Below are 21,554 nucleotides of genomic sequence, written 5' to 3'. Positions count from 1 at the left end.
CGGCCGGTCACCCGGCCACTGCCGGCTCCGGCGCATCCGCGCGCCGCCCCGCCTCGAGCTCGAGCCGCTCCCCCGCCCAGCGCCGCCGCAGCCACCGGTCGTGGCTCGCGATGACCACCGCGCCCGGGTACGAGCCGAGCGCCTCCTCGAGGTCGGTCGCGAGCGCGAGCGAGAGGTGGTTCGTCGGCTCGTCGAGGAGGAACACGTGCGGGGGCCTCGCGATCACGAGCGCGAGCGCGAGCCGCCGCTGCTGCCCCACCGAGAGCGACCCGACGGGCCGGTTCTCATCGCGCCGGCCGACGAGCCCGAGGCTCCAGAGCGGCACCTGCTCGGCGCGCCGCGCACCGAGCACGCGCTCGTAGAGGCGTCGCGGCGAGGCATCCGGCTCCGCGAACCGCACGTCCTGCTCGAGCAACTGCACGCGCAGGCCCCGACGCCGGTGTACCATGCCGCGGTCGACCGCGAGCGTCCCGGCGAGCACGCCGAGCAGCGTCGACTTGCCCGCACCGTTCGCACCGGTCACGAGCAGCCGCGTGAGCGGCGCCACGGCCAGCTCGCCGAGCTCGAGGCGGCCGTCGACCGCGACATCCGACACCTGCAGCAGCAGTCCGGATGCCTCCTCGAGCGCGTGCGAACCCGACGGGATGCCCGCGAAGGCGAGCGGAACCGGCGGCTTCGCCACCTGCTCCCGCTCGAGCGTCTCGAGGCGCTGCTCGGCGTTGCGCACCCGGCGCGACACCGCCTGCTCGACATTGCCGCGCTTGAAGTGCTTGAGGAACTTGTCGTTGTCGGTCGCGGCCCTGCCGTGCGCGACCCGACGCGCCGCCCCGCCCACGCTCTCGCGGAGCCGGGCGAGCTCCACCTGCTCGGCGTCGTACTGGCGGCGCCAGCGCTCGCGCTCGGCCGCCTTGACGGCGAGGAACTCGCTGAAGCCGCCGCCGAACACGGTGCCACCGGATGCCGCCAGCACGTCATCGCGCGCCGACCCGACGAGCGCGACCGCGCCCGCACGCGCAGGATCGAGGTCGAGGAGTCCCGTGGCGACGCGATCGAGGAACTCGCGGTCGTGGCTCGCGAAGAGCACGGGTCCGCGCCAGGCGCGCAGGCGCTCCTCGAGGAACGCGGCGGCAGCGTCATCCAGGTGATTCGTGGGCTCGTCGAGGAGCAGCGCATCGGGTGCCCGGAGCAGCAGTGCCGCAAGGGCGAACCGACTGCGTTGCCCGCCCGAGATCTCGCCGATGCGACGATCGAGGCCGATGCTCGCGATGCCGAGACCCTCGAGCAGCTCGTCGCGGCGTGCCTCCGCCGCCCACACGTCGGCGCGCTCGGCGGCGTCGAGGGCGTCGGCGTAGCGCCGCTCGGACGCCTCGACCTCGGGATCACTCTCGGCGACGGCGAGGGCCGCGGATGCCGCGTCGAGCTCGCACTCGATCGCGCGGACCTCGGCCAGCGCGTCCTCGAGGACCTCGCCGACCGCGTCACGCGCGTGGAACGGCAGTTCCTGCGCGAGCAGGCCGGTGCGGACCGGACGGCTGATGCGCCCCTCGGCGAGGGGATCGCCGAGCGGTGGAGCCGGGGCATCCGCACCACCGCTCGTGCCCCCGAGGAGCCGGAGCAGCGTCGACTTGCCGACGCCGTTGTCGCCGATGAGCCCGACCCGCTGCCCCGGGGCGACGGAGAACCCGAGGTCGGCGAAGATGCGGCGGTCGGCGTAGGCGGCCGAGAGCCCGTCGGCGTGGAGGTGCAGGGAATGGGAAACGTGTACAGCCATGCGGGAACGTCCGTTCGCGAATGCTCCCGGGTCGCCGGCCGTCGCCGACGAGGGCGCGCAGGCACGGTCGATGCACCGAACGGCGCGCACGCGGCATGGCGGCGCGGTCGGCGACCCGGAAGCGGATGGTGGGTCCCGCCGGGCATTCGCCGTCACATCGCGGGTGCACGCGACACTGTCGCGATCAGTGCGGAACGAGCACACCCGACGTCAACGGCGCCTCAGGCGCGGGACGATGGGATGTGCTCACTTCATAGCGGGGTCGACGGTAGCAGACCTCCGCGCGTGATGGCAAGCATTCACGGGCCAGCGGATGCCGCGGCGGCATGCCCCGGCGGCCCGAGCTCGCAGCGGCGGCCCGAGCTCGAGCCGCCGTCGCGACGACGGGCCGCCGCCGCCGAACCGCGCGCCGGCGCTCAGGCCGGCACGGGGGCGAGCTTCGCGAGCCGCAGCCAGGTCTCGACGACGGTGTCGGGGTTCAGCGACACCGACTCGATGCCCTGCTCGACGAGCCAATCGGCCAGGTCGGGGTGGTCGCTCGGGCCCTGGCCGCAGATGCCGACGTACTTGCCGTGGCGCCGGCAGGCCTCGATCGCCATCGCGAGCACCTTCAGCACGGCGGGGTCGCGCTCGTCGAAGGTGTCGGCGACGAGCGACGAGTCCCGGTCGAGGCCGAGCGTGAGCTGCGTCATGTCGTTGGACCCGATCGAGAACCCGTCGAAGTGCTCGAGGAACTCGTCGGCGAGCAGCGCGTTCGACGGCACCTCGCACATCATGATGACCTTGAGGTCGTTCTCGCCGCGGCGCAGTCCGTTCTCGGCGAGCAGGTCGACGACCGCCTTGCCCTCGCCGACGGTGCGCACGAACGGCACCATGATCTGCACGTTCGCGAGGCCCATCTCGTCGCGGACGTACCGCAGCGCCTCGCACTCCATGTCGAAGCACTCGCGGAAGTCCGCCGAGATGTACCGCGATGCCCCGCGGTCGCCGATCATCGGGTTCTCCTCGTGCGGCTCGTAGCGCTCGCCGCCGATGAGGTTCGCGTATTCGTTCGACTTGAAGTCGCTGAGACGCACGATCACCGGCTCTGGTGCGAAGGCCGCGGCGATCATCGAGACGCCTTCGGCCACGCGCTTCACGAAGTAGTCGCGCGGCGACGGGTAAGCGGCGATGCGCTTGGCCACGACCTCCTTCAGGTCGCCGGGCAGCGTGTCGAACTCCAGCAGCGCGCGCGGGTGGATGCCGATCTGCCGGTTGATGACGAACTCGAGGCGCGCGAGACCGACGCCCTTGTGCGGGAGCTTCGCGAACGCGAACGCCTGGTCGGGCGTGCCGACGTTCATCATGATCTTGACGGGGGCCTGCGGCATCCGGTCGAGTGCGGTCTCCTGCTCCTCGAACGAGAGGCGGCCCGCGTAGACGAAGCCCTCGTCGCCCTCGGCGCACGAGACCGTCACGTCGACGCCGTCGCTGAGTGTGCGGGTAGCGTCGCCCGTGCCGACGACCGCCGGGATGCCGAGCTCGCGCGCGATGATCGCGGCGTGGCAGGTGCGGCCGCCGCGGTTCGTGATGATCGCGGAGGCCCGCTTCATGATCGGCTCCCAGTCGGGGTCGGTCATGTCGGCGACCAGCACATCACCGACCTGGAACTGCTCCATGCCGGCGAGATCCGTGAGCACCCGAACCGGACCGGCGCCGATCTTCTGCCCGATCGCGCGGCCGACGGCGAGCACCTCGCCACGCTCGTCGAGCACGAAGCGGCGCATGACGTTGCCGTCGGCGCGCGACACGACGGTCTCGGGGCGGGCCTGCAGGATGTACAGCCGGCCGTCGACGCCGTCCTTGCCCCACTCGATGTCCATGGGCCGCCCGTAGTGCGCCTCGATCGTGAGCGCCTGCCGGCCGAGCTCCTCGACGTCCTCGTCGGTGATGCTGAAGCGGGCACGATCCTCGAGCGGGACATCCCCGAACACCGTGCTGCCACCGACGTGGGTGCCGTCGGTGTAGCGCATCGCGACCGCCTTCTCGCCGACCGACCGCTTCAGGATCGCCGGGCGACCTGCCTGCAGCGCCGGCTTGTACACGTAGAACTCGTCGGGGTTCACGGCCCCCTGCACGACCGCCTCGCCGAGCCCGTACGAGCTCGTCACGAACACGGCCCGGTCGAAGCCAGATTCGGTGTCGACGGTGAACATCACGCCGGAGGCGCCGACATCCGACCGCACCATGCGCTGCACGCCCGCCGAGAGGGCGACGTCGTGGTGCTCGAAGCCGTGGTGCACGCGGTACGCGATCGCGCGGTCGTTGTAGAGCGACGCGAAGACGCTGCGGATCGCGGCGAGGATGTTGTCGATGCCGCCGATGTTGAGGAACGTCTCCTGCTGGCCGGCGAAGCTCGCGTCGGGCAGGTCCTCGGCGGTGGCGCTGGAGCGCACCGCCCAGGTCACCGCGTCGGGCTCGTGGTCGTTCTCGAGCAGCTTCGCGTACGCCGAGCGGATGTCGCGCTCGAGGTCGTCGGGGAACGGCTGCGCCTCGATCCACGACCGCACCGACGAACCGACGCGGGCGAGCTCGGCCACGTCGTCGATGTCGAGCCGCTCGACCGCGGCCTTGATGCGCTCGTAGAGACCCTCGGCGCTGAGGAAGGAGCGGTACGCGTCGGCCGTCGTGGCGAAGCCGCCCGGGACCCGCACGCCGGCGTCGGAGAGGTGCGACACCATCTCGCCCAGTGAGGCGTTCTTGCCGCCGACCTGGGCGAGATCGCCCATTCCGATCTCGTCGAACCAGAGGATGTTGCTCATTCGGGGTACCTCGCTCGGTGCTTGTGGCTGGGCCGGGGTGTCGGGTGTGGGGTGTTCAGGTGTTCGGGCGGATGTCGCCGGCTCGGGGCATCCGGATGTCACGGTCTTCGTGCTCACGCGCGCAGCCGCATGGTCTGCAGGATGACCGCCGACATCTCCTCGACGCTCTTCGTCGAGGAGTTCAGGAAGGGGACGCGGTTGCGTCGGTAGAGGTCCTCGGCGCGGCGCAGCTCGAGCGTGCACTGCTCGAGACTCGCGTAGCGGGAGCTCGGGCGACGCTCGTGCCGCACCTGACTGAGCCGCAGCGGCGTCGTCGTCAGCCCGAAGCAGCGGTCGGCGTACTTCGCCACCGCGCGCGGCAGCCCGTCGGTCGGGAAGTCGTCGTCGGTGAGCGGGTAGTTCGCGACGAGGAGTCCGTACTGCAGGGCCAGGTACATCGTGGTCGGCGTCTTGCCGCAGCGACTCGGGGCGATGAGCACGACGTCGGCGATGTCGAGGGCGCGCCGGCTCTGGCCGTCATCGTGTTCGATGGCGTACTCGACGGCGCGCATGCGCGCGAAGTAGCTCTCGACATCGCCCACCGCGTGGTACTGGCCGAGCTGCGCCGAGGCGGTCGTGCCGAGCGCGCGCTCGAGCTCGACGAGGTGCCCCGCGAGGAGGTCGATGATCACGGCGTTGGCGCCGCCGATCACGGCGCGAACGTCGGCCGCCTTGACCGTGATGAACACGAGCGGGCGACCGCCGTCGACACGCGCGCGATCGATCTCGGCGACGACGTTGTGCGCGCCCTCGACGGTGTCGACGAACGGGATCGTCTGACGCACGAATCGGATCGTCGGGAAGTTCGCGAGGAGGGCGCTGCCGAGGGTCTCGGCCGTGATGCCGGTGCTGTCGGAAACGAAGTACGCGTTGCGCTGTGCCGTCTGGACGGGGATCGCGCCGGTGGCGATCGGAACGCCGGGGTCGATCATGCGGCACACCCGTGGTTGCCGCATCCGGCGCGCTCGTCGCTGCGTGCGCCGTGGCGAGAAGATCCCGTCATGATTCGACTCTACGGGCGGTCCGTTCGGGGATTCGGCGACTCGCCACTGAAAGAATCGTGCTTCTTGCGGTCTCGTCAAGAAGCAGCGCTCAGCGTACGCGGGCGCGACCGATGGCGTTGCTACGCCGTGAGCTCGAGCACCTTCGCCGTCTCGGCGAGCGACGCCTTCGCTGCGGCCGGATCGCTCGAGAGGGTCGTGCCGTAGCTCGGGATCATCTCGCGCAGTTTCGGCTCCCAGCCCGCGAAGCGGTCGGGGAAGCACCGCTGCAGCACGTCGAGCATGATCGGCGCGGCCGTCGATGCACCAGGCGAGGCGCCGAGCAGGCCCGCGATGGTGCCGTCGGCGCCCGTGATGACCTCTGTGCCGAACTGCAGCACGCCACCCTTCTCGGGGTCGCGCTTCATGACCTGCACGCGCTGGCCCGCCGTGATGAGCTCCCAGTCGCGGTCCTTCGCGGTGGGCATGAACTCGCGCAGCGCCGCCATCTTCTTCGCGCGCGAGGCCAGCAGCTCGGAGACGAGGTACTTCACGAGATCGAGGTTCTTGACGCCGACCTGCAGCATCGTGCCGAGATTGTGCAAGCGGATGGAGAACGGCAGGTCGAACCAGGTGCTCGTCTTCAGGAACTTCGGCGTGAAGCCCGCGTACGGGCCGAACAGCAGGGCCTTCTCGCCGTCGACCATGCGCGTGTCGAGGTGCGGCACCGACATGGGCGGCGCACCGACGGCGGCCTTGCCGTAGACCTTGGCCTGGTGCTGCGCGACGACCTTCGGGTTGGTCGTGCGGAAGAACTGGCCCGAGATCGGGAATCCGCCGAACCCCTTGATCTCGGGGATGCCCGAGTGCTGGAGCAGGGCGAGCGCGCCGCCACCGGCGCCGACGAAGACGAACCGCGCGTTCACGGTCTTGGGGTACTGCCCCACGAGCTGGCGAACCCGGAGCTGCCAACGCCCGTCGCGACGACGCTTCAGCCAGGTGACCTGGTGGTTCGTCAAGATCGAAGCGCCGCGGCGCGCCATGTCGTCGAAGAGATACCGCGTGAGCGCACCGAAGTCGACGTCGGTGCCCGACTCGATGCGGGTGGCGGCGACCTTCTGGTTCGGGTTGCGCTTCTTCGCGAGCATCGGCGTCCACTCGGCGATGCGCTCGAGGTCCTCGGTGTACTCGAGGTCGGGGAAGAGCGGCTGGTCCTTCAACGCCGCGACCCGCTTGCGCAGGTACTCGACGTTCGCCTCGCCCTTGACGAACGTCATGTGCGGCGTGGAGTTGATGAAGTTGTGCGGCTCGGGCAACGCCCCCGTGGACACGAGGTGCGCCCAGTACTGCCGACTGACCTGGAACTGCTCGTTGATCGAGACGGCCTTCGAGGCATCGACCGTGCCGTCGGATGCCTCGGGCATGTAGTTCAGCTCGCAGAGCGCCGCGTGACCCGTGCCGGCGTTGTTCCACGCGTTCGACGACTCCTGAGCGACCTCGCCGAGCCGTTCGTAGACGCGGATGCTCCAATCGGGCTCCAGTTGGGAGATCAGGGAGCCGAGCGTCGCGCTCATGATGCCCCCGCCGATGAGCACGACGTCGACGGATTCCTCTGAAGTCACGATTTCCAGTCTAGATGCGTTGAGATGGTGCCCTTGACCGCGTATCATGCCGCGGCCGGCACTTCGACAGGCTCAGCGACCGAACCGTGGTCGCTGAGCCTGTCGAAGCGACACGATCACTCGACGTCGCCGCCGTCGAGGTGCGGCATCCCCCGCTCATCGAGCGGCCAGAACGGATTGTGGGCGAACTCCCACAGGTTGCCGTCGGGGTCTGCGCCGTACCCGCTGTAGCCGCCCCACTCGGTCTCGGCCGCCGCCTTCGTGACCCGGCCGCCCGCCGACTGCCAGTCGGTGAGGGCCGCGTCGACCTCGGCTCGGGTGTCGAAGTTGATGGCGAGCGCGACGGCGCGGTAGTCGGGCGCCGACCGCGGGGCATCCGTCTCACCCGCGAGTCCGGCGTCGACGGCCAGCTCGCCGCTCGACCAGAGCGCGATGATGGGACCCGGCGTCGAGAAGAAGGTGATGCCGTCGGCGGAGTGGGTGGACTGCCGCCACCCGAGGCGGCGGTAGAACGCGGTGGCGGCATCGACGTCGGCGACGCCGATGGTCACGAGGCTGAAGCGCTGCGGGATGGCCATGGCGCGAAGGTACCGCGGGCCGCCGACACGGGTCGCTGAGCCTGTCGAAGCGGCCCTTCGACAGGCTCCGGGACCGGCCCTTCGACAGGCTCCGGGACCGGCCCTTCGACAGGCTCAGCGACCGGCTCAGAGCGCCGCGACGCCGCCCGCGATGAGGCCGATGCCCGCCGTGATGAGCGCCGCGGTGAGGGAGACCACGCCGATCCAGAGCAACCAGATGAGCCGGTTCGGACGCTCGGGCTCCCTGCCGAGCACGGAAAGGAAGAATCCGGCGGGCATCAGGATCGCCGCGATCGGCACGCCGGTGCGGGCGAGCCAGAGCCAGAACCCGTCGAGCGCGGCATACGAGATGACGGCGAGGATCGCGATCGAGAGCACGAGCAGCACCGCGGCGTGGGCGTGGCCCGCGCGGAAGAAATTCTGCTGCAGCCGATTCGCGGCGACGTGGCCGCGGATCACGCGGGTGAGGAAGTACCCGCCGCTCTCGACCGTGACGAGCGCGAGCAGCAGGATGCCGATGAGGATGAGATCGTTCGGGGACGGCATGGCCGGTCCTTCCGGGTGGTCGGATATGATTGGATAGTTCTACTCTCCAATATTAGAGAGTGCCGCTCTCCAATGCAAGGAGCCGCATGCGCATCTCCGCCCTCGCCGACGCCGCCGGATTCCCCCTCGCCACGGTGAAGTACTACCTGCGGGAGGGCCTCCTGCATCCGGGGGTCGCGACGTCGGCGACGCAGGCGACCTACGACGCCACTCACCTTCGGCGCCTGCGCCTGATCCGGGCGCTCATGGGCCCGGTCGGCCTCAGCGTGCAGCAGGCGCGCGCGACCCTCGCGCTCGTCGACGATCCGGGCGACGACCTCTACGCCACCCTCGGTCGCGCGGTCAGCGCGCTACCGCCGACGGTGGTCGAGGCATCCGTCGACGACGACGATCCCTACCCACGAGCCCGCGCCGCCCTCGAAGCGCTCGGCCAGGTCTACGACCCCGGCTACGCGGCCGTCGCGCAGCTCGAGGCGGCACTCGCGGCGGCCGAGGCGGCGGGCATGCCGATCAGCGCGGAGCGGCTCCTCGAGTACGGCCGCCACCTGCACGAGATCGCCGCGTTCGACCTCGACCGGATGCCCCGTGAGCCGCACGCCGCCGTCGAGTACGCCGTGCTCGGCACCGCCCTGTACGAGCCCGTCATCCTCGCGCTGCGGCGGCTCGCGCACCAGGACGTGGCGGCGCGGCAGCAGCTCGGCTGAGCGGATGCCGCCACTGCAGGACCCGGCTCAGAGGCCGAGTCGCCCCAGCTCCGCGTCCATGCGCCGGGCGATCTCGGCATGGCCCTCGTCGTTCGGATGGATGCCGTCGGCGGCGATCCATTCCGGATGTCCCTCGAGCCATCTCGACGCTCCGTCGAGGTGGTCGGCGTCGACGCGATCGGCAGCCGCCTCGACGAGCTCGATGACCCGCTCGAGGGACGCGGGGCGCTCGGCGGTGTACCAGAACGGCTCGACGACGACGAGGCGGGCGTCGGGCAGTTCGTCGCGGAAGCGCTCGAGGTCGTCGTCGATCGCCGCCTCCAGCTCGGCGTCGTCGCCCGGCGGGAGGAAGCTGTCGTTCAGGCCCATCGTGACGATGACGACGTCGGGCGGCGGCTCGAAGTCGACGATGAGGTCGACGAGGTCGACGCCGCTGAATCCCCGGTTGATCACGTATCCCAGCCCGTCGACGCTCGGGTTGAACTCGTACCAACCCCGTTCGTCGGACACGATCGACGACCACCGTCGCTCGGGCGACGTCGTGCCGGTGCCCCGCGTGTACGAGTCGCCGTAGAAGGCGGCGACCGTCGCACCCGGCGTCGGCGACGCATCGGGGCGTTCGGATGCCGCGGCGCAGGCGACGAGGCCGGCGCAGAGCACTGCAGCCGTGACGGATGCCGCCGCGAGACGCCGCCACCGAACGAGCCCGCTCCCCTGCATGCCGCGATTGTAGGCCGCGCCCGGGGCCCGTGACGGGAACGGCCCGTTCCGATCGGATCGGGACGGGCCGTTCGGCGTCGTCAGACGACGCTGCGGATTCAGCGGCGCTTGGCCACCACGCGCGGCACGATGAGCGCGGCGCCGACGGCGAGCGCGCCGAGGCCCGCGAACGCGAGCCAGCCGTTCTCGAAGCCGGTTTCGGCGAGCTTCGCGCCGCCGTCACCGCCGCCGGCGGGCGGCGTGGTCTCGGCCGGCGGCGTCGTGGCGGGCGGCTCGGTCGCCGGCGGCTCGGTCTCGGGCGGGGTGACCGGCACGTAGCGCACCGAGTAGTGGCTGATCTCCTTGCCGGACGTGTGCTCGATCGTGACCGATGCCGCCGGCGGGTCGACCGTCTCGTACTCGGGTCCGTTGCCCTGCTTGATGGAGCCGGCCTTCACGCAGTACTCGGCGATCAGGAAGCCATCGGGCGCGGAGATGGTGAGGGACGTGGCGTCCCCGGCCGACAGGTGACCGGTGTCGAGATCGGCGCAGACGCCCTCGTTGACGGCGACGGGGGTCTCGTCGGCGTAGGCAGGCGCGGCCGTGAACACGGCGGCGCCGGCGGCGAGCAGCAGGGCTGCGGTGATGGTGCGGACGGGCTTCATCGGGTGATGGCTCCTCTGAGGATGCTGGGCGGGGTGCGGGCGTGCCGATCCCCGGCCGAGAGCTGAGGGCTCGGGCATGACGGAGCGGCGGCACACCGCGCCGCCGCTCATCACTGAAGGATCGTCAGCAAACGGTAGTGGAGCGCCGCTTGCTCGTCACGCCCCCCGTTCGGGGCCGCGTTCGCGGGTGGGCCTCAGACCGCCGCGGGCAGCTTCGCGGCCACGAGCTCCGCGATCTGCACGGCGTTCAGCGCCGCGCCCTTGCGCAGGTTGTCGTTCGAGACGAACAGCACGAGACCCTTGCCCTCGGGCGCCGACTGGTCCTGGCGGATGCGTCCGACGAAGCTCGGATCGGCACCGGCGGCCTGCAGCGGCGTGGGCACGTCGGAGAGCGCGACGCCCGGGGCATCCGCCAGCAGCTCGGTGGCCCGCTCGGGCGTGATCGGGTTCGCGAACTCGGCGTGGATCGACAGCGAGTGCCCCGTGAACACCGGCACCCGCACGCACGTGCCCGCGACGCGCAGGCCCGGCAGCTCGAGGATCTTGCGGCTCTCGTTGCGGAGCTTCTTCTCTTCATCGGTCTCGTTGTCGCCGTCGTCGACGATGGAGCCCGCCAGCGGGATCACGTCGAACGCGATGGGACGCACGAACTTCTGCGGCTCGGGGAAGTTGACGGCGGAACCGTCGTGCACGAGGCCGATCGCGTCCTGCGCGACCGCAGCGCGAGCCTGCTCGAGCAGCTCCTCGCCGCCCGCGAGGCCCGCGCCGGACACGGCCTGGTACGTCGAGACCATGAGCCGCTCGAGTCCGGCATCGTCGTGCAGCACCTTCAGCACGGGCATGGCGGCCATGGTCGTGCAGTTGGGATTCGCGATGATGCCCTTCTTCGCCTCATCGATGGCGTGCGGGTTCACCTCGCTCACCACGAGCGGCACGTCGGGGTCCATGCGCCAGCCGCTCGAGTTGTCGATGACCGTGACACCGGCCGCGGCGAAGCGCGGCGCCTGCGCCTTCGAGAGCGTTGCGCCCGCGGAGAAGATCGCGAGGTCGAGGCCCGTCGGGTCGGCGGTGGCCGCGTCCTCGACGACGATGTCCTCGCCCTTCCACGGCAGCGTCGTGCCGGCCGAGCGGGCCGATGCGAAGTAGCGGATCGAGGCGACCGGGAAGTCGCGCTCCTCGAGCAGCTGCCGTACGACCGAGCCGACCTGTCCGGTCGCGCCGACGACGCCGATGTTCACTCCGTGTGCCATGGGGTTCTTCCTGTTCCCGGGCCGAATCGCCCGTACGTCTCATTCCAGTGTGCAGCACATCCCGGATGTCGCGTCACGACCCTTTGCGGCCCCACGACCCTGTGCGACCGTCGTGGGCCGCCGAAAGGTCGTCGCGCGGGCGGCGGCGCGTCGCGACATCCGCTCGCTCAGCGCCCCGTGCCCGCGTGCACGACCGCCTCTTCCTCGGCGTCGAGCTCGAAGGCCGTGTGCACGGCGCGCGCCGCGGCGTGCACGCTGTCGGCGCGCGTGACGACCGAGATGCGGATCTCGCTCGTGGAGATCATCTCGATGTTGATGCCCGCCTCGTAGAGCGCCTCGAACAGCCGGGCCGAGACTCCCGTGGCCGAGCGCATGGCGTTGCCGACGAGCGAGAGCTTGCCGATCTGGTCGTCGTACTGCAGCGAGGTGAACCCGACCGCCTCCTGCGAGTGCGACAGGGCGGTGAGCGCCTTCTGCCCATCGGACTTGGGCAGCGTGAACGAGATGTCGGTGCGCCCGGTCGAGGCGGCCGACACGTTCTGCACGATCATGTCGACGTTGGCGTTGGTGTTCGCGACGATCTTGAAGATCTTCGCGGCCACGCCCGGCACGTCGGGGACGCCGACGACCGTGATCTTCGCCTCGGTCAGGTCGACCGCGACGCCGGCGATGACGGACTCTTCCACTTCGGCTCCTTCGGGAAGGCGCGAGGGGTCGTAGACGATCGTCCCCTCGTTGTTGTTGAACGACGAACGCACGTGCAGGGTGACGCCGTGGCGGCGGGCGAACTCGACCGCCCTGATGTGCAGGACCTTGGCTCCGGATGCCGCGAGCTCGAGCATCTCCTCGCTCGTGATCCTCGACAGCTTGCGAGCCGACTTCACGATCCGCGGATCGGAGGTGAACACGCCGTCGACGTCGGTGTAGATCTCGCACACGTCGGCGTCGAGCGCCGCGGCCAGGGCGACGGCCGTGGTGTCGCTTCCGCCGCGGCCGAGCGTGGTGATGTCGCGGGTGTCGCGGTTGAACCCCTGGAACCCGGCGACGATGACGATGGCGCCCTCGTCGAGCGCCTCGCGCAGGCGCACCGGCGTGACGTCGACGATCCGGGCGGCGCCGTGCGTGGCATCCGTGATCATGCCGGCCTGGCTGCCGGTGAACGAGAGTGCCTCGTGCCCCATGCTCTTGATGGCCATGGCGAGCAGGGCCATGGAGATGCGCTCGCCGGCCGAGAGCAGCATGTCGAGCTCGCGCGGCGCCGGGATCGGCGTGACCTCGTGCGCCAGGTCGAGCAGTTCGTCGGTGGTGTCGCCCATCGCCGAGACGGCCACGACCACGTCGTTGCCCGCCTTGCGGGTCTCGACGATGCGCTTCGCGACGCGTTTGATGCTCTCGGCATCGGCGACGGATGACCCGCCGAACTTCTGCACGATCAAGCTCACGTGGTCTCCCGGGGTGGTGGCGGGCGCCGGGGATGCACGTCCGGTCGCCGGAACGTCCATTGTACGGCGGGCCGTATGCACGACCGGCAATGTGACGGCCCGCGGCGGGCGCCGGCGCTGATTCTGCACCCGATACGGCTCGGACTCAACGCCCTTTCCACTGAACGAATGATCACTCACCGCCGGCGGCAGGCGGGACTAGCGTGACACTCGCCGTCGGCGGGCTGCGCCGCGGAAGAACCACGATGCGGCAACGGTGCCGCCGGCACCGCTCCTCGCATCAGGACGCAAGGGGGCGTGGGTTGATTTCAGCATTCAGGCGGGCGACGGCGGTGTCGATGGGCATCATCGCCGCCGTCCTCATCACCGCGGGGGCAACCTCGGCAGCGGCCGCACCGAGCAGCACCGAAGGCGCGCCGCCGGTCCTCACCGAAGCGGGCTGCGCGCCGCTCGCGGGACTCACGATCCCGGCCGACGACATCGGGCTGCCGACGAACGGGGCCGACGTCGAGACGGCCGTCTGGGATGCCGCAGGCGGCTACTGCGCCGTCACCGGCTGGATCCGAGCGGTCTCGGCGCCGCAGGACATGCAGTTCCGCGTCAACCTCCCGGCGGAGTGGAACGGCCGCACGCTGCAGTTCGGTGGCGGCGGCTTCGACGGTTCGCTCGTCACGGCGACCGGGAACTACACGGCGCAGCCGGCGGGTTCCCCGACGGCGCTCTCGCAGGGCTGGGTCACGCTCGGTTCCGACGGCGGGCACCAGGGCGGGCCGGGCTTCGACGGCACCTTCCAACTCGACGAGGAGCTCTTCCTCAACTACGGCCAGTGGTCGGTCAAGAAGGCGCACGACGCGGCAAACGCCGTCATCGAGGCCGCCTACGGTGCGGAGCCGGCCTGGTCGTACTTCATCGGCGGGTCGCAGGGCGGCCACGAAGCCCTCGACGCCGCCGCGCGGTATCCGAAGGACTACGACGGGATCATCGCCAACTACCCGGCGTACAACGTGACGATGATGCACGTCGGCGCGGTGAACTTCCGCGACGCGCTCCTGCTCGAGGACGGCGCGGGGCACCTCAACGCCGCCGAGACCGCGACGATCACCAACGCGGTCTACGCGACCTGCGACACGCTCGACGGCGCCGCCGACGGCATCGTGAGCAACGTCGGTGCGTGCAACGAGGCGTTCGACGTGCAGGCACTCGCGTGTCCTGCGGGCGTCGACCCCGCGACATCCGACTCGTGTCTCTCCGAGGTCGAGATCGCCGCGGCCGTGAAGATGACGACCGATTACGACCTCGGCATCGAGATCGAGGGCAACTCGATCTTCGCGAAGAGCGCGCTGTTCGAGGGTGCGTTGTACCAGGGCTTCCCGGGCTTCGGATCCGGGCCGCTGTCGCAGGGCCTGCAGTTCCAGGTGTTCAACGCGACGATGCAGTACGGCGTCGCGGGCAACCCGCCCGACTGGAACGGCTACACCGTCGATCCGCTCGACTACGCCGAGCGCGTGCAGGAGGTGGGGGAGATCATGGATGTCACGGATGTCTCGCTCAACAAGTTCCGCGCGTACGGCGGCAAGGTCATCCTGACCCACGGGACGATCGACGACTTCATCACCCCGCACAACACGCTGCAGTACTACGCGGCGCTGCAGGACGAGTTCGGACCACGGCTCGACTCGTTCCTGAAGTTCTACATGGTCCCGGGTTGGGGCCACGGACAGGGGCGCTTCGCGGCGCAGTACCCGGGGCTCGACGCGATCGTGAACTGGGTCGAGCAGGGCGTCGCGCCGTCAGGGCTCGTGGCGCGTGACGGCAATGCCGGTGCGGACCGCACCCGTCCGATGTGCGAGTACCCGTCGTGGCCGGAGTACCAGGGGTACGGCTCGCTCGACCAGGCGAGCTCGTACACGTGCGTGACCGGGTGATCGGCCACCCACGCCGCACCTGAGCGGGACGAGGGGTCCCGGGTCCGTGTGATCCGGGACCCTTCGCCGCGTGCACCCGCGACCTTCGGCGGCGCCACGCAGCCCCGTCGCGTGGCCGACGATAGAGTGCGCTCATGGCCGAGCTGCTCGACGGATGGACCGACTTCAACGTGGCGATGGTCGGGGCGACCGCGGCCCTCGCCGGCCTCCTCATCGTCGCGATGTCGGTGAACATCTCGACGATCATGTCGTCGCCCACGCTGCCGGCCCGGGCGGCGTCGTCGATCGCGGCGCTCGTGCTCGCGATCGTCGCGGGTGCGCTGGGGCTCATGCCCGGGCAGGACGAGGTCGCGTACGGGGTCGAGATCCTCGTGGCGGCCGTCATCGCCGCGGCGTTCCACGTGCACGCGATGCGCGTCATCGCCCGCGAAGATCACGTCTCGGCGAGCGACCGGTTCGCGAAGAGCGCCCTGGGTGCCGTGCCGATCGCCGCGTTCCTCGTGGGCGGCGGGCTCATCGTCGTCGGCGCCGGAAGCGCCGGACTCGTGGCGGTGGCCCTGGGGTCACTGCTCGCGATCGTCGCGGCGATCGTCATGGCGTGGGTCATGCTCGTCGAGGTGCTGCGGTAGCTCCGCATCGGCCGCCGGCAGGTCATCGGCGGCCGTTGCTCGCCGCGGCGGCCCGAACACGGTGCGCCGCCGCGAGCGACGGCCGCCGTCAGTGTCGCGGGCCGGCGAGCGGATGCCGCGTCAGCCCGTGTGCGCCCGCGGCATGTACCACTCGGTGAACTCGGTCGCGCGCCCGCTCGCGTCGAGGCGCACGATCCAGAGGTTAAGGTAGTCCTTCTCGGTGGGGTACTCCGTGCGGCCCTGCACGACGACGAAGCCCTCGTCTTCGTGGATGATGTTCCAGACGAACGACCACGTGCCCGGCTCGTCGCGGTCGTCGAGCCAGCCGGCGACGATCTGCTCATGTCCGCGACGAGGTTCGTGGTCGGGCGCCGTGAGATAGACCGCGTCCTCGGCGAACAACGTCGTGATCTGCTCGGGATCGTTCGATTCCCAGGCCTGCACGTATCCCTCGACCCAACGGGTTCCTGCGCTCGTCATGCGTCCGTTCTACGCGCGCCCACCGACACCGTCAACGGGTCGCGCCCACCGAGTGTTACCGTTCGGTCCCCGGTGATGACGTTCAGATCACTCCGATGCGAGGGAACGTCAATAGTCGAGGAAGCGGAGGGGTCGAAGAGGACGAGAGAGGTCGAAGAGGACGAGAGAGGTCGAAGAGGACGAGAGGGGTCGAAGAGGACGAGAGGGGTCGAAGAGGACGAGAGGTCAGCCGACGACGCGGCGGCCCTCGAAGGCGCGACCGAGCGTGACCTCGTCGGCGTACTCGAGGTCGCCGCCGACGGGAAGACCCGACGCGAGGCGGGTCACGCGGATCTCGAGGGTCGTGAGCAACCGGCTGAGGTAGGTCGCCGTGGCCTCGCCCTCGAGGTTCGGGTCGGTCGCGATGATGACCTCGGTGACGGTGCCGTCGGCGAGGCGCTGCATGAGCTGCCGGATGCGCAGCTCGTCGGGGCCGATGCCGTCGATCGGGCTGATCGCGCCGCCGAGCACGTGGTACAGGCCGCGGAACTCGCGCGTTCGTTCGATCGCGACGACGTCTTTGGCCTCCTCGACGACGCAGATGAGGTGCGGGTCGCGTCGGGGATCGCGGCAGATCGAACAGGTCTCCTGCTCGGACACGTTGCCGCAGATCTCGCAGAAGCGCACCTTCTCGCGCACCTCCATGAGGATCTCGGCGAGCCGGCTGACGTCGAAGTGCTCGGTCTGCACGATGTGGAACGCGATGCGCTGCGCGGACTTCGGCCCGATGCCGGGCAGGCGGCCGAGCTCGTCGATGAGTTCCTGGACGATGCCTTCGTACACGGGCTAACCACGCTCCCCGAAGCCGGTGCGTCCGGGCGCCTCGACCTCTTCGAGGAAGGTCGCCCCGAGCACCTCGCGCACGACGGCCTCGCCGTAGCGCTGGATGCCGCCGTCGACGGGCGCCGGGGCGGACGCGACGTCGACGACGATCTCGGGCGGCGGACCCGGATCGAACGGCGGCTCGACGTCTTCGGGTGGCGCGTCGGCGTCGTCGGGCGCGTCGGCGAGGGCGGATGCCTCGGCCGGCGGCTCGGCCACTGCCGTTGCCGTGGCGGTGGAGGCGGGGCGCACCGCGTCGGCAGCCGACACGCCGCTCGAGGCGCTGGAGTCGACCGGTGGCACGACGACCCCGGGGTCGTCGGCCGGAATCGCGACCGTGGCCCATGAGTCGACGGGCGCGGCGGGCGCCGGAGCCTGCCGAGCGGTCGCCGGCTTCGTGACCGCCGGAGCCGCCGGGGCCGCCGGCGCAGGCGGCTCGGCGGGCGTCGCGTGCGTCGGCGGGGTGGTCGGCGACCCGGCAGCGGGCAGGTCACGCCGACCGGGCGCGGCCGGCGCGGGCTCGGGTGCAGCACCCGACGCACCGACGACCCTCGGCAGGAACTTCACCTGCACGCCGAGGACGTCGGCGATGGCGCGGCGCAGCAGCTCGGCCGGGCTCTGCACCCCGGTGCCGCGGAGGTCGTTCACGTCGTTCTGGCTCGGGAAGCCGAGCACGAGCACACCGTCGTCGGTGCGGTAGTCGATGACCTTGGCGGTCATCGCCGCCATCCACGCGGTGCGTTTCGTGCGCTCGAGCACGCCGAGGATCTCGGGCCACGCGTCGCGGATCAGCTGCAGCGTGACCGGACCGACGGGCCTGGGGGTGGGAGGAGGGGTCTCGAGACGCGACTCCGTCGTTCCTCGACCAGCGGACGGCGGCTCCATCGCTCCTCGACCAGCGGACGGCGGCTCCATCGCTCCTCGACCAGCGGACGGTGACTCCGACACCCCGGCCGGTGAGCTCCCTTCGACAGGCTCGGGGACCTCACGAGCCGCGGCATCCGTCACCCCGACGCGACGCTCGAGCCGCTCGACGCGAGCCAGTGCCCCGCGCTCGGTGTCGTCGCTCGACGGCACGAGCACGCGCGCGAGCATGAGCTCGAGGTACAGCCGCGGCGAGGTGGCGCCCGTCATCTCGGTGAGGGTCTGGTTCACGAGGTCGGCGACGCGGGAGAGCTCGGCGGAGCCGAAGGCCGCCGCCTGCGTCGCCATCTTCGCGAGTTCGTCTTCGGGCACCCCGCGAAGCACCGCGGCCGCCGCCTCGGGCGACGACGCCGCCACGACGATGAGGTCTCGCAGCCGCTCGAGCAGGTCTTCGACGAAGCGGCGAGGGTCCTGCCCGGTCTGCACCACGCGGTCGGCCGCGGCGAAGGCGCCCGCGGCGTCCTTCGCACCGATCGCGTCGACGACTTCGTCGAGCAGCGCGCCGTGCGTGTAGCCGAGCAGCGCTACGGCCCGCTCGTAGTCGATGGTCGGCCCCTCTGACCCCGCGATGAGCTGGTCGAGCAGCGACAACGTGTCCCTGGGCGAGCCTCCGCCCGCCCGCACCACGAGTGGAAGCACGCCGGGCGCCACCTCGACGCCCTCCTCGGCGCAGAGCTTCTGCACGTACTCGAGCATCGGGCCGGGCGGCACGAGCCGGAACGGGTAGTGGTGCGTGCGCGAGCGGATGGTGCCGAGGACCTTGTCGGGCTCGGTGGTGGCGAAGATGAACTTCACGTGCTCGGGCGGCTCTTCGACCAGCTTGAGCAGCGCGTTGAAGCCCTGCGGCGTCACCATGTGCGCCTCGTCGAGGATGAAGATCTTGTAGCGGTCGCGGGCGGGGGCGAACACGGCGCGCTCGCGCAGGTCGCGGGCGTCGTCGACGCCGTTGTGGCTCGCGGCGTCGATCTCGACGACGTCGAGCGAGCCGCCGCCGCCCCGCGAGAGCTCGATGCAGCTGGGGCACACGCCGCACGGGACATCCGTCGGCCCCTCGGCGCAGTTCAGGCAGCGGGCGAGGATGCGTGCCGAGGTGGTCTTGCCGCAGCCGCGCGGCCCGCTGAACAGGTAGGCGTGGTTCACCCGGTCGGTGCGGAGCGCGGTCATGAGCGGCTCGGTCACCTGCGACTGGCCGATCATCTCGGCGAACGTCTCGGGCCGGTAGCGGCGATACAGGGCGGTGACCACGTGTCAATCGTAGTTCCCGCGTGTGACACCGACTCCGGATGCGGGTGGCGTAACATGCTCTGAACCGGAAGGGGGGCGAGATGACGGCGACGACGATGACCCCGGCGCAACTCGCACGGTTCGAGGCGCGACTGCGCGCGGAACGGGCGGATGCCGAGGAACGGCTCGCGGAGTTCGGCGACGCGATGGCCGAAGTGCGCACGGCGAGGTCGGATGCCACGGCCGACGACGAGCACGATCCCGAGGGTCCGACGATGACCCAGGAGTGGTCGCAGCGCACCGCGGTGCTCGCCGACGTGAAGTCCGAGCTCGCCGAGGTCGACCACGCGCTCGCCCGCATCGCCGACGGCACGTACGGCATCTGCGCACGCTGCGGCAAGCGCATCACCGTCGGACGCCTCGACGCGCGCCCCACCGCCGAGCTGTGCATCGACTGCGCGAGGCTCGTGCGCTGAGCCGTCAGGCCGTGGTGTCGACGAGCGGGCCGGATGCCTCGGTCGGCGTCTGCTCGGCGCTGTCGGCGCCGTGCGTCCGCGCCGCCGTCAGTCCCGAGAACGCGCGGATCACGAGCGGGCTGGCCCCCAGCAGGAGGTAGACCACGCCGCACACCGCGAGCGTCGGCAGGAGCCCGAACTGCTCCACGGCGAATCCGCCGGCAAGGGCGCCGATCGGCATCGCGGCCGCGACGCCGGCCGTGGTCGCACCGAACACCCGGGCGCGCATTCCGTCGGGGACCTGCCCGTACATGGCGGTCGCCATCATCGGGTTCAGCGCGCCGGCCGCCAGGCCCGAGAGCACGAGCACTGGCAGCAGCACGTGCAGCGGGGCGCCGAGCGCCATCGAGAGGTAGGGCGGGGTCCCCGCCAGCGCGAAGCACGTCGCGAACATCACCCGCCCGGACCAGCGGTGCGCGACGAGGCCGAAGAGCGCGGAGCCGACGAGGGCGCCGCCCGCGAAGCATCCGACCATGAACCCGAGCAGTGCCGGGTCACCGAGCACGGTGGCCGCGTACACGGGCTTCAGCACCGTGTAGCCCGCCGCATCGATCGCGTTCGTCACGGTGACGAGCAGCACGATCGCGCGCAACAGGGGGGTTCGCGCGATGAATCGGATGCCGGCCACGAACCCGCCGCGCGCCGTTTCGGACTCCGGCGGCGACGCCGCGGGACCGCGCGATGCGACGCGACGCGGAACCAGCACGGCGACGAGCAGGGCCGACAGTGCGAACCCCGCCGCATCGACCACGAGTGCGGGCATGGGGCCGGCGATCGCGACGAGCGCACCGGCGGCGCCCCCGCCGATCATGGTCGCGGTGCGCTGCACGGTGGACTGGGCACCCGCGGCGCGCGCGAGCGGCATGCGTGCGAGGGCGGCGAGGTCGGGCAGCAGCACCGTCTTCGCGGTGTCGCCGGGTGCGTCGAGCAGCCCGCCGAGGAAGACGAGCAGGAGCAGCGCCCCGAACGACAGGCCGACGGTCGCGGAGAGCACCGGGATGGCCACGACGGTGAGCCCGCTCGCGACATCCGCCACGATGCTCGACGTGCGATAGCCGAATCGGTCGACGAGCACGCCGCCGAGGGCGCCGCCGATGACGAGCGGCACTGTCGCGAACACGCCGGCGACGCCGGCGGCGAGCGCGGAGCCCGTCTCCATCAGGGCGATGATCGGGATCGCGACGAGCGCGATGGCGTTGCCCGAGAGGGAGAAGAACTGGGCCGCGAAGAGGGCGAGCACCGGCACGCGCCGGCGGGGGCCTGCACTCGCTTCGACAGGCTCAGCGACCGAGTCGGCGACCGTGGCGGAGGCGTCGGTGCTCATCGCCCGCGCCTCGGGAACGTGTGGGTCATCCAGCGCACGGCGCGCGTGCCCGGCCGGGGCTCGCGACCGCGCGCCCACCACTTCTCGCGCACGGCCTCGAGGTCGTCGGAGAGCTCACGGAACTCCTCGAGCGTGAGCTGGGCGGCACCATCGCTGGAGTCGGAGGCCGCGACCCACTCGGGCTCGAGGTCGTGCTCCGCTTCGAGGGCCTCGAGCAGTTCGCGATGGTACGCGTCGATCACGGCGCGGCGCATGGCATCGGATGCCTCGCGCCGTTCGGGATCGTCGAGGAACTCCACGGAGCGCGTTCGCGTGATCTCGTGCGCGGCCCGCCACCAGCGTTCGCGCCCGTCGCGTTCGCGCTCGGGCACGCGCTCGACGAAGCCGTGCTTCGCGAGCGTCGCGATGTGGTAGCTGATCGAGCCGGATGCCGCGCCCGTCGCCTCGGCGAGCATGCCGACCGACTGCGGCCCCTCGACGCGCAGCAACCCGAGGACCTTCAGGCGCAGCGGGTGCGCGAGGGCGCGCATGGGACCCGCATCATGCAGGTCGATGGAGCTTCCGTGTTCGGCCAT

19 protein-coding genes are annotated in these 21,554 nt (G+C 70.9%); 4 read left to right on the top strand and 15 right to left on the bottom strand.

The window, feature by feature from the left end:
• Positions 1–7 precede the first annotated feature (7 nt).
• The 6 genes from ACVFI9_RS05575 to ACVFI9_RS05550 all read right to left on the bottom strand — a co-directional run bounded on the left by ACVFI9_RS05575 (position 8) and on the right by ACVFI9_RS05550 (position 8,337).
• Positions 8–1,771, bottom strand: a complete 1,764-nt coding sequence (locus ACVFI9_RS05575) for an ABC-F family ATP-binding cassette domain-containing protein (protein WP_474765054.1) — start codon at positions 1,769–1,771, stop codon at positions 8–10.
• A gap of 416 nt (positions 1,772–2,187) precedes the next feature.
• The gene (ppsA, locus tag ACVFI9_RS05570; protein WP_474765053.1) at positions 2,188–4,572 is read right to left on the bottom strand and encodes a phosphoenolpyruvate synthase; all 2,385 of its coding nucleotides are present in this window, start codon (positions 4,570–4,572) and stop codon (positions 2,188–2,190) included.
• Positions 4,573–4,685: 113 nt separating this feature from the next.
• Positions 4,686–5,543, bottom strand: coding sequence for a pyruvate, water dikinase regulatory protein (locus ACVFI9_RS05565; RefSeq protein ID WP_474765052.1), 858 nt, complete (start codon positions 5,541–5,543; stop codon positions 4,686–4,688).
• 191 nt (positions 5,544–5,734) lie between these two features.
• The gene (locus ACVFI9_RS05560; RefSeq protein ID WP_474766185.1) at positions 5,735–7,165 is read right to left on the bottom strand and encodes a malate:quinone oxidoreductase; all 1,431 of its coding nucleotides are present in this window, start codon (positions 7,163–7,165) and stop codon (positions 5,735–5,737) included.
• Positions 7,166–7,329: 164 nt separating this feature from the next.
• Positions 7,330–7,791, bottom strand: a complete 462-nt coding sequence (locus ACVFI9_RS05555; RefSeq protein WP_474765051.1) for a VOC family protein — start codon at positions 7,789–7,791, stop codon at positions 7,330–7,332.
• 126 nt (positions 7,792–7,917) lie between these two features.
• Positions 7,918–8,337 (bottom strand): hypothetical protein, encoded by a 420-nt coding sequence (locus ACVFI9_RS05550; RefSeq protein WP_474765050.1) that lies wholly within the window; start codon positions 8,335–8,337, stop codon positions 7,918–7,920.
• Between the two features lie 86 nt (positions 8,338–8,423).
• Here ACVFI9_RS05550 and ACVFI9_RS05545 point away from each other — a divergent pair, with 86 nt between their 5' ends.
• Entirely contained in the window at positions 8,424–9,041 is a 618-nt protein-coding gene (locus ACVFI9_RS05545) for a MerR family transcriptional regulator (protein ID WP_474765049.1), read from the top strand.
• 27 nt (positions 9,042–9,068) lie between these two features.
• Here the strand turns inward: ACVFI9_RS05545 and ACVFI9_RS05540 are convergent, their stop codons facing one another.
• The 4 genes from ACVFI9_RS05540 to ACVFI9_RS05525 all read right to left on the bottom strand — a co-directional run bounded on the left by ACVFI9_RS05540 (position 9,069) and on the right by ACVFI9_RS05525 (position 13,097).
• Positions 9,069–9,761, bottom strand: a complete 693-nt coding sequence (locus ACVFI9_RS05540) for an SGNH/GDSL hydrolase family protein (protein WP_474765048.1) — start codon at positions 9,759–9,761, stop codon at positions 9,069–9,071.
• A gap of 98 nt (positions 9,762–9,859) precedes the next feature.
• Positions 9,860–10,405, bottom strand: coding sequence for an LPXTG cell wall anchor domain-containing protein (locus ACVFI9_RS05535; protein ID WP_474765047.1), 546 nt, complete (start codon positions 10,403–10,405; stop codon positions 9,860–9,862).
• A 194-nt stretch (positions 10,406–10,599) separates the two neighbouring features.
• Complete coding sequence (locus ACVFI9_RS05530) at positions 10,600–11,655, bottom strand: aspartate-semialdehyde dehydrogenase (protein WP_474765046.1); 1,056 nt, start codon at positions 11,653–11,655, stop codon at positions 10,600–10,602.
• Positions 11,656–11,822: 167 nt separating this feature from the next.
• On the bottom strand, positions 11,823–13,097 hold the full coding sequence (locus ACVFI9_RS05525; RefSeq protein ID WP_474765045.1) for an aspartate kinase: 1,275 nt from the start codon (positions 13,095–13,097) through the stop codon (positions 11,823–11,825).
• Positions 13,098–13,435: 338 nt separating this feature from the next.
• Here ACVFI9_RS05525 and ACVFI9_RS05520 point away from each other — a divergent pair, with 338 nt between their 5' ends.
• Both ACVFI9_RS05520 and ACVFI9_RS05515 read left to right on the top strand, forming a co-directional pair.
• On the top strand, positions 13,436–15,022 hold the full coding sequence (locus ACVFI9_RS05520; RefSeq protein ID WP_474765044.1) for a tannase/feruloyl esterase family alpha/beta hydrolase: 1,587 nt from the start codon (positions 13,436–13,438) through the stop codon (positions 15,020–15,022).
• Positions 15,023–15,156: 134 nt separating this feature from the next.
• The gene (locus ACVFI9_RS05515; protein WP_474765043.1) at positions 15,157–15,651 is read left to right on the top strand and encodes a hypothetical protein; all 495 of its coding nucleotides are present in this window, start codon (positions 15,157–15,159) and stop codon (positions 15,649–15,651) included.
• Positions 15,652–15,771: 120 nt separating this feature from the next.
• On the opposite strand, the gene ACVFI9_RS05510 is transcribed toward ACVFI9_RS05515, so the two are convergent.
• From ACVFI9_RS05510 to ACVFI9_RS05500, 3 genes are all read right to left on the bottom strand, one after another.
• A complete protein-coding gene (locus ACVFI9_RS05510; RefSeq protein ID WP_474765042.1) occupies positions 15,772–16,131 on the bottom strand; it encodes a nuclear transport factor 2 family protein in 360 nt (119 codons plus the stop codon).
• Positions 16,132–16,356: 225 nt separating this feature from the next.
• A complete protein-coding gene (recR, locus tag ACVFI9_RS05505) occupies positions 16,357–16,953 on the bottom strand; it encodes a recombination mediator RecR (protein WP_474765041.1) in 597 nt (198 codons plus the stop codon).
• Positions 16,954–16,956: 3 nt separating this feature from the next.
• Positions 16,957–19,161, bottom strand: a complete 2,205-nt coding sequence (locus ACVFI9_RS05500) for a DNA polymerase III subunit gamma and tau (protein ID WP_474765040.1) — start codon at positions 19,159–19,161, stop codon at positions 16,957–16,959.
• 80 nt (positions 19,162–19,241) lie between these two features.
• Between ACVFI9_RS05500 and ACVFI9_RS05495 the strand changes: the two genes are divergently transcribed.
• Positions 19,242–19,616 (top strand): TraR/DksA family transcriptional regulator, encoded by a 375-nt coding sequence (locus tag ACVFI9_RS05495; protein ID WP_474765039.1) that lies wholly within the window; start codon positions 19,242–19,244, stop codon positions 19,614–19,616.
• Positions 19,617–19,620: 4 nt separating this feature from the next.
• Here the strand turns inward: ACVFI9_RS05495 and ACVFI9_RS05490 are convergent, their stop codons facing one another.
• Both ACVFI9_RS05490 and ACVFI9_RS05485 read right to left on the bottom strand, forming a co-directional pair.
• On the bottom strand, positions 19,621–20,979 hold the full coding sequence (locus ACVFI9_RS05490; protein ID WP_474765038.1) for an MFS transporter: 1,359 nt from the start codon (positions 20,977–20,979) through the stop codon (positions 19,621–19,623).
• Positions 20,976–21,554 carry an ArsR/SmtB family transcription factor gene (locus ACVFI9_RS05485; RefSeq protein WP_474765037.1) on the bottom strand — a complete coding sequence of 193 codons (579 nt, stop codon included), beginning with the start codon at positions 21,552–21,554 and terminating at the stop codon, positions 20,976–20,978. The genes ACVFI9_RS05490 and ACVFI9_RS05485 overlap by 4 nt, the downstream gene beginning before the upstream one ends.

The sequence above is a fragment of the Agromyces sp. NSFZ genome (assembly GCF_056156205.1).
This window is presented reverse-complemented; position numbering and strand designations above follow the sequence as displayed.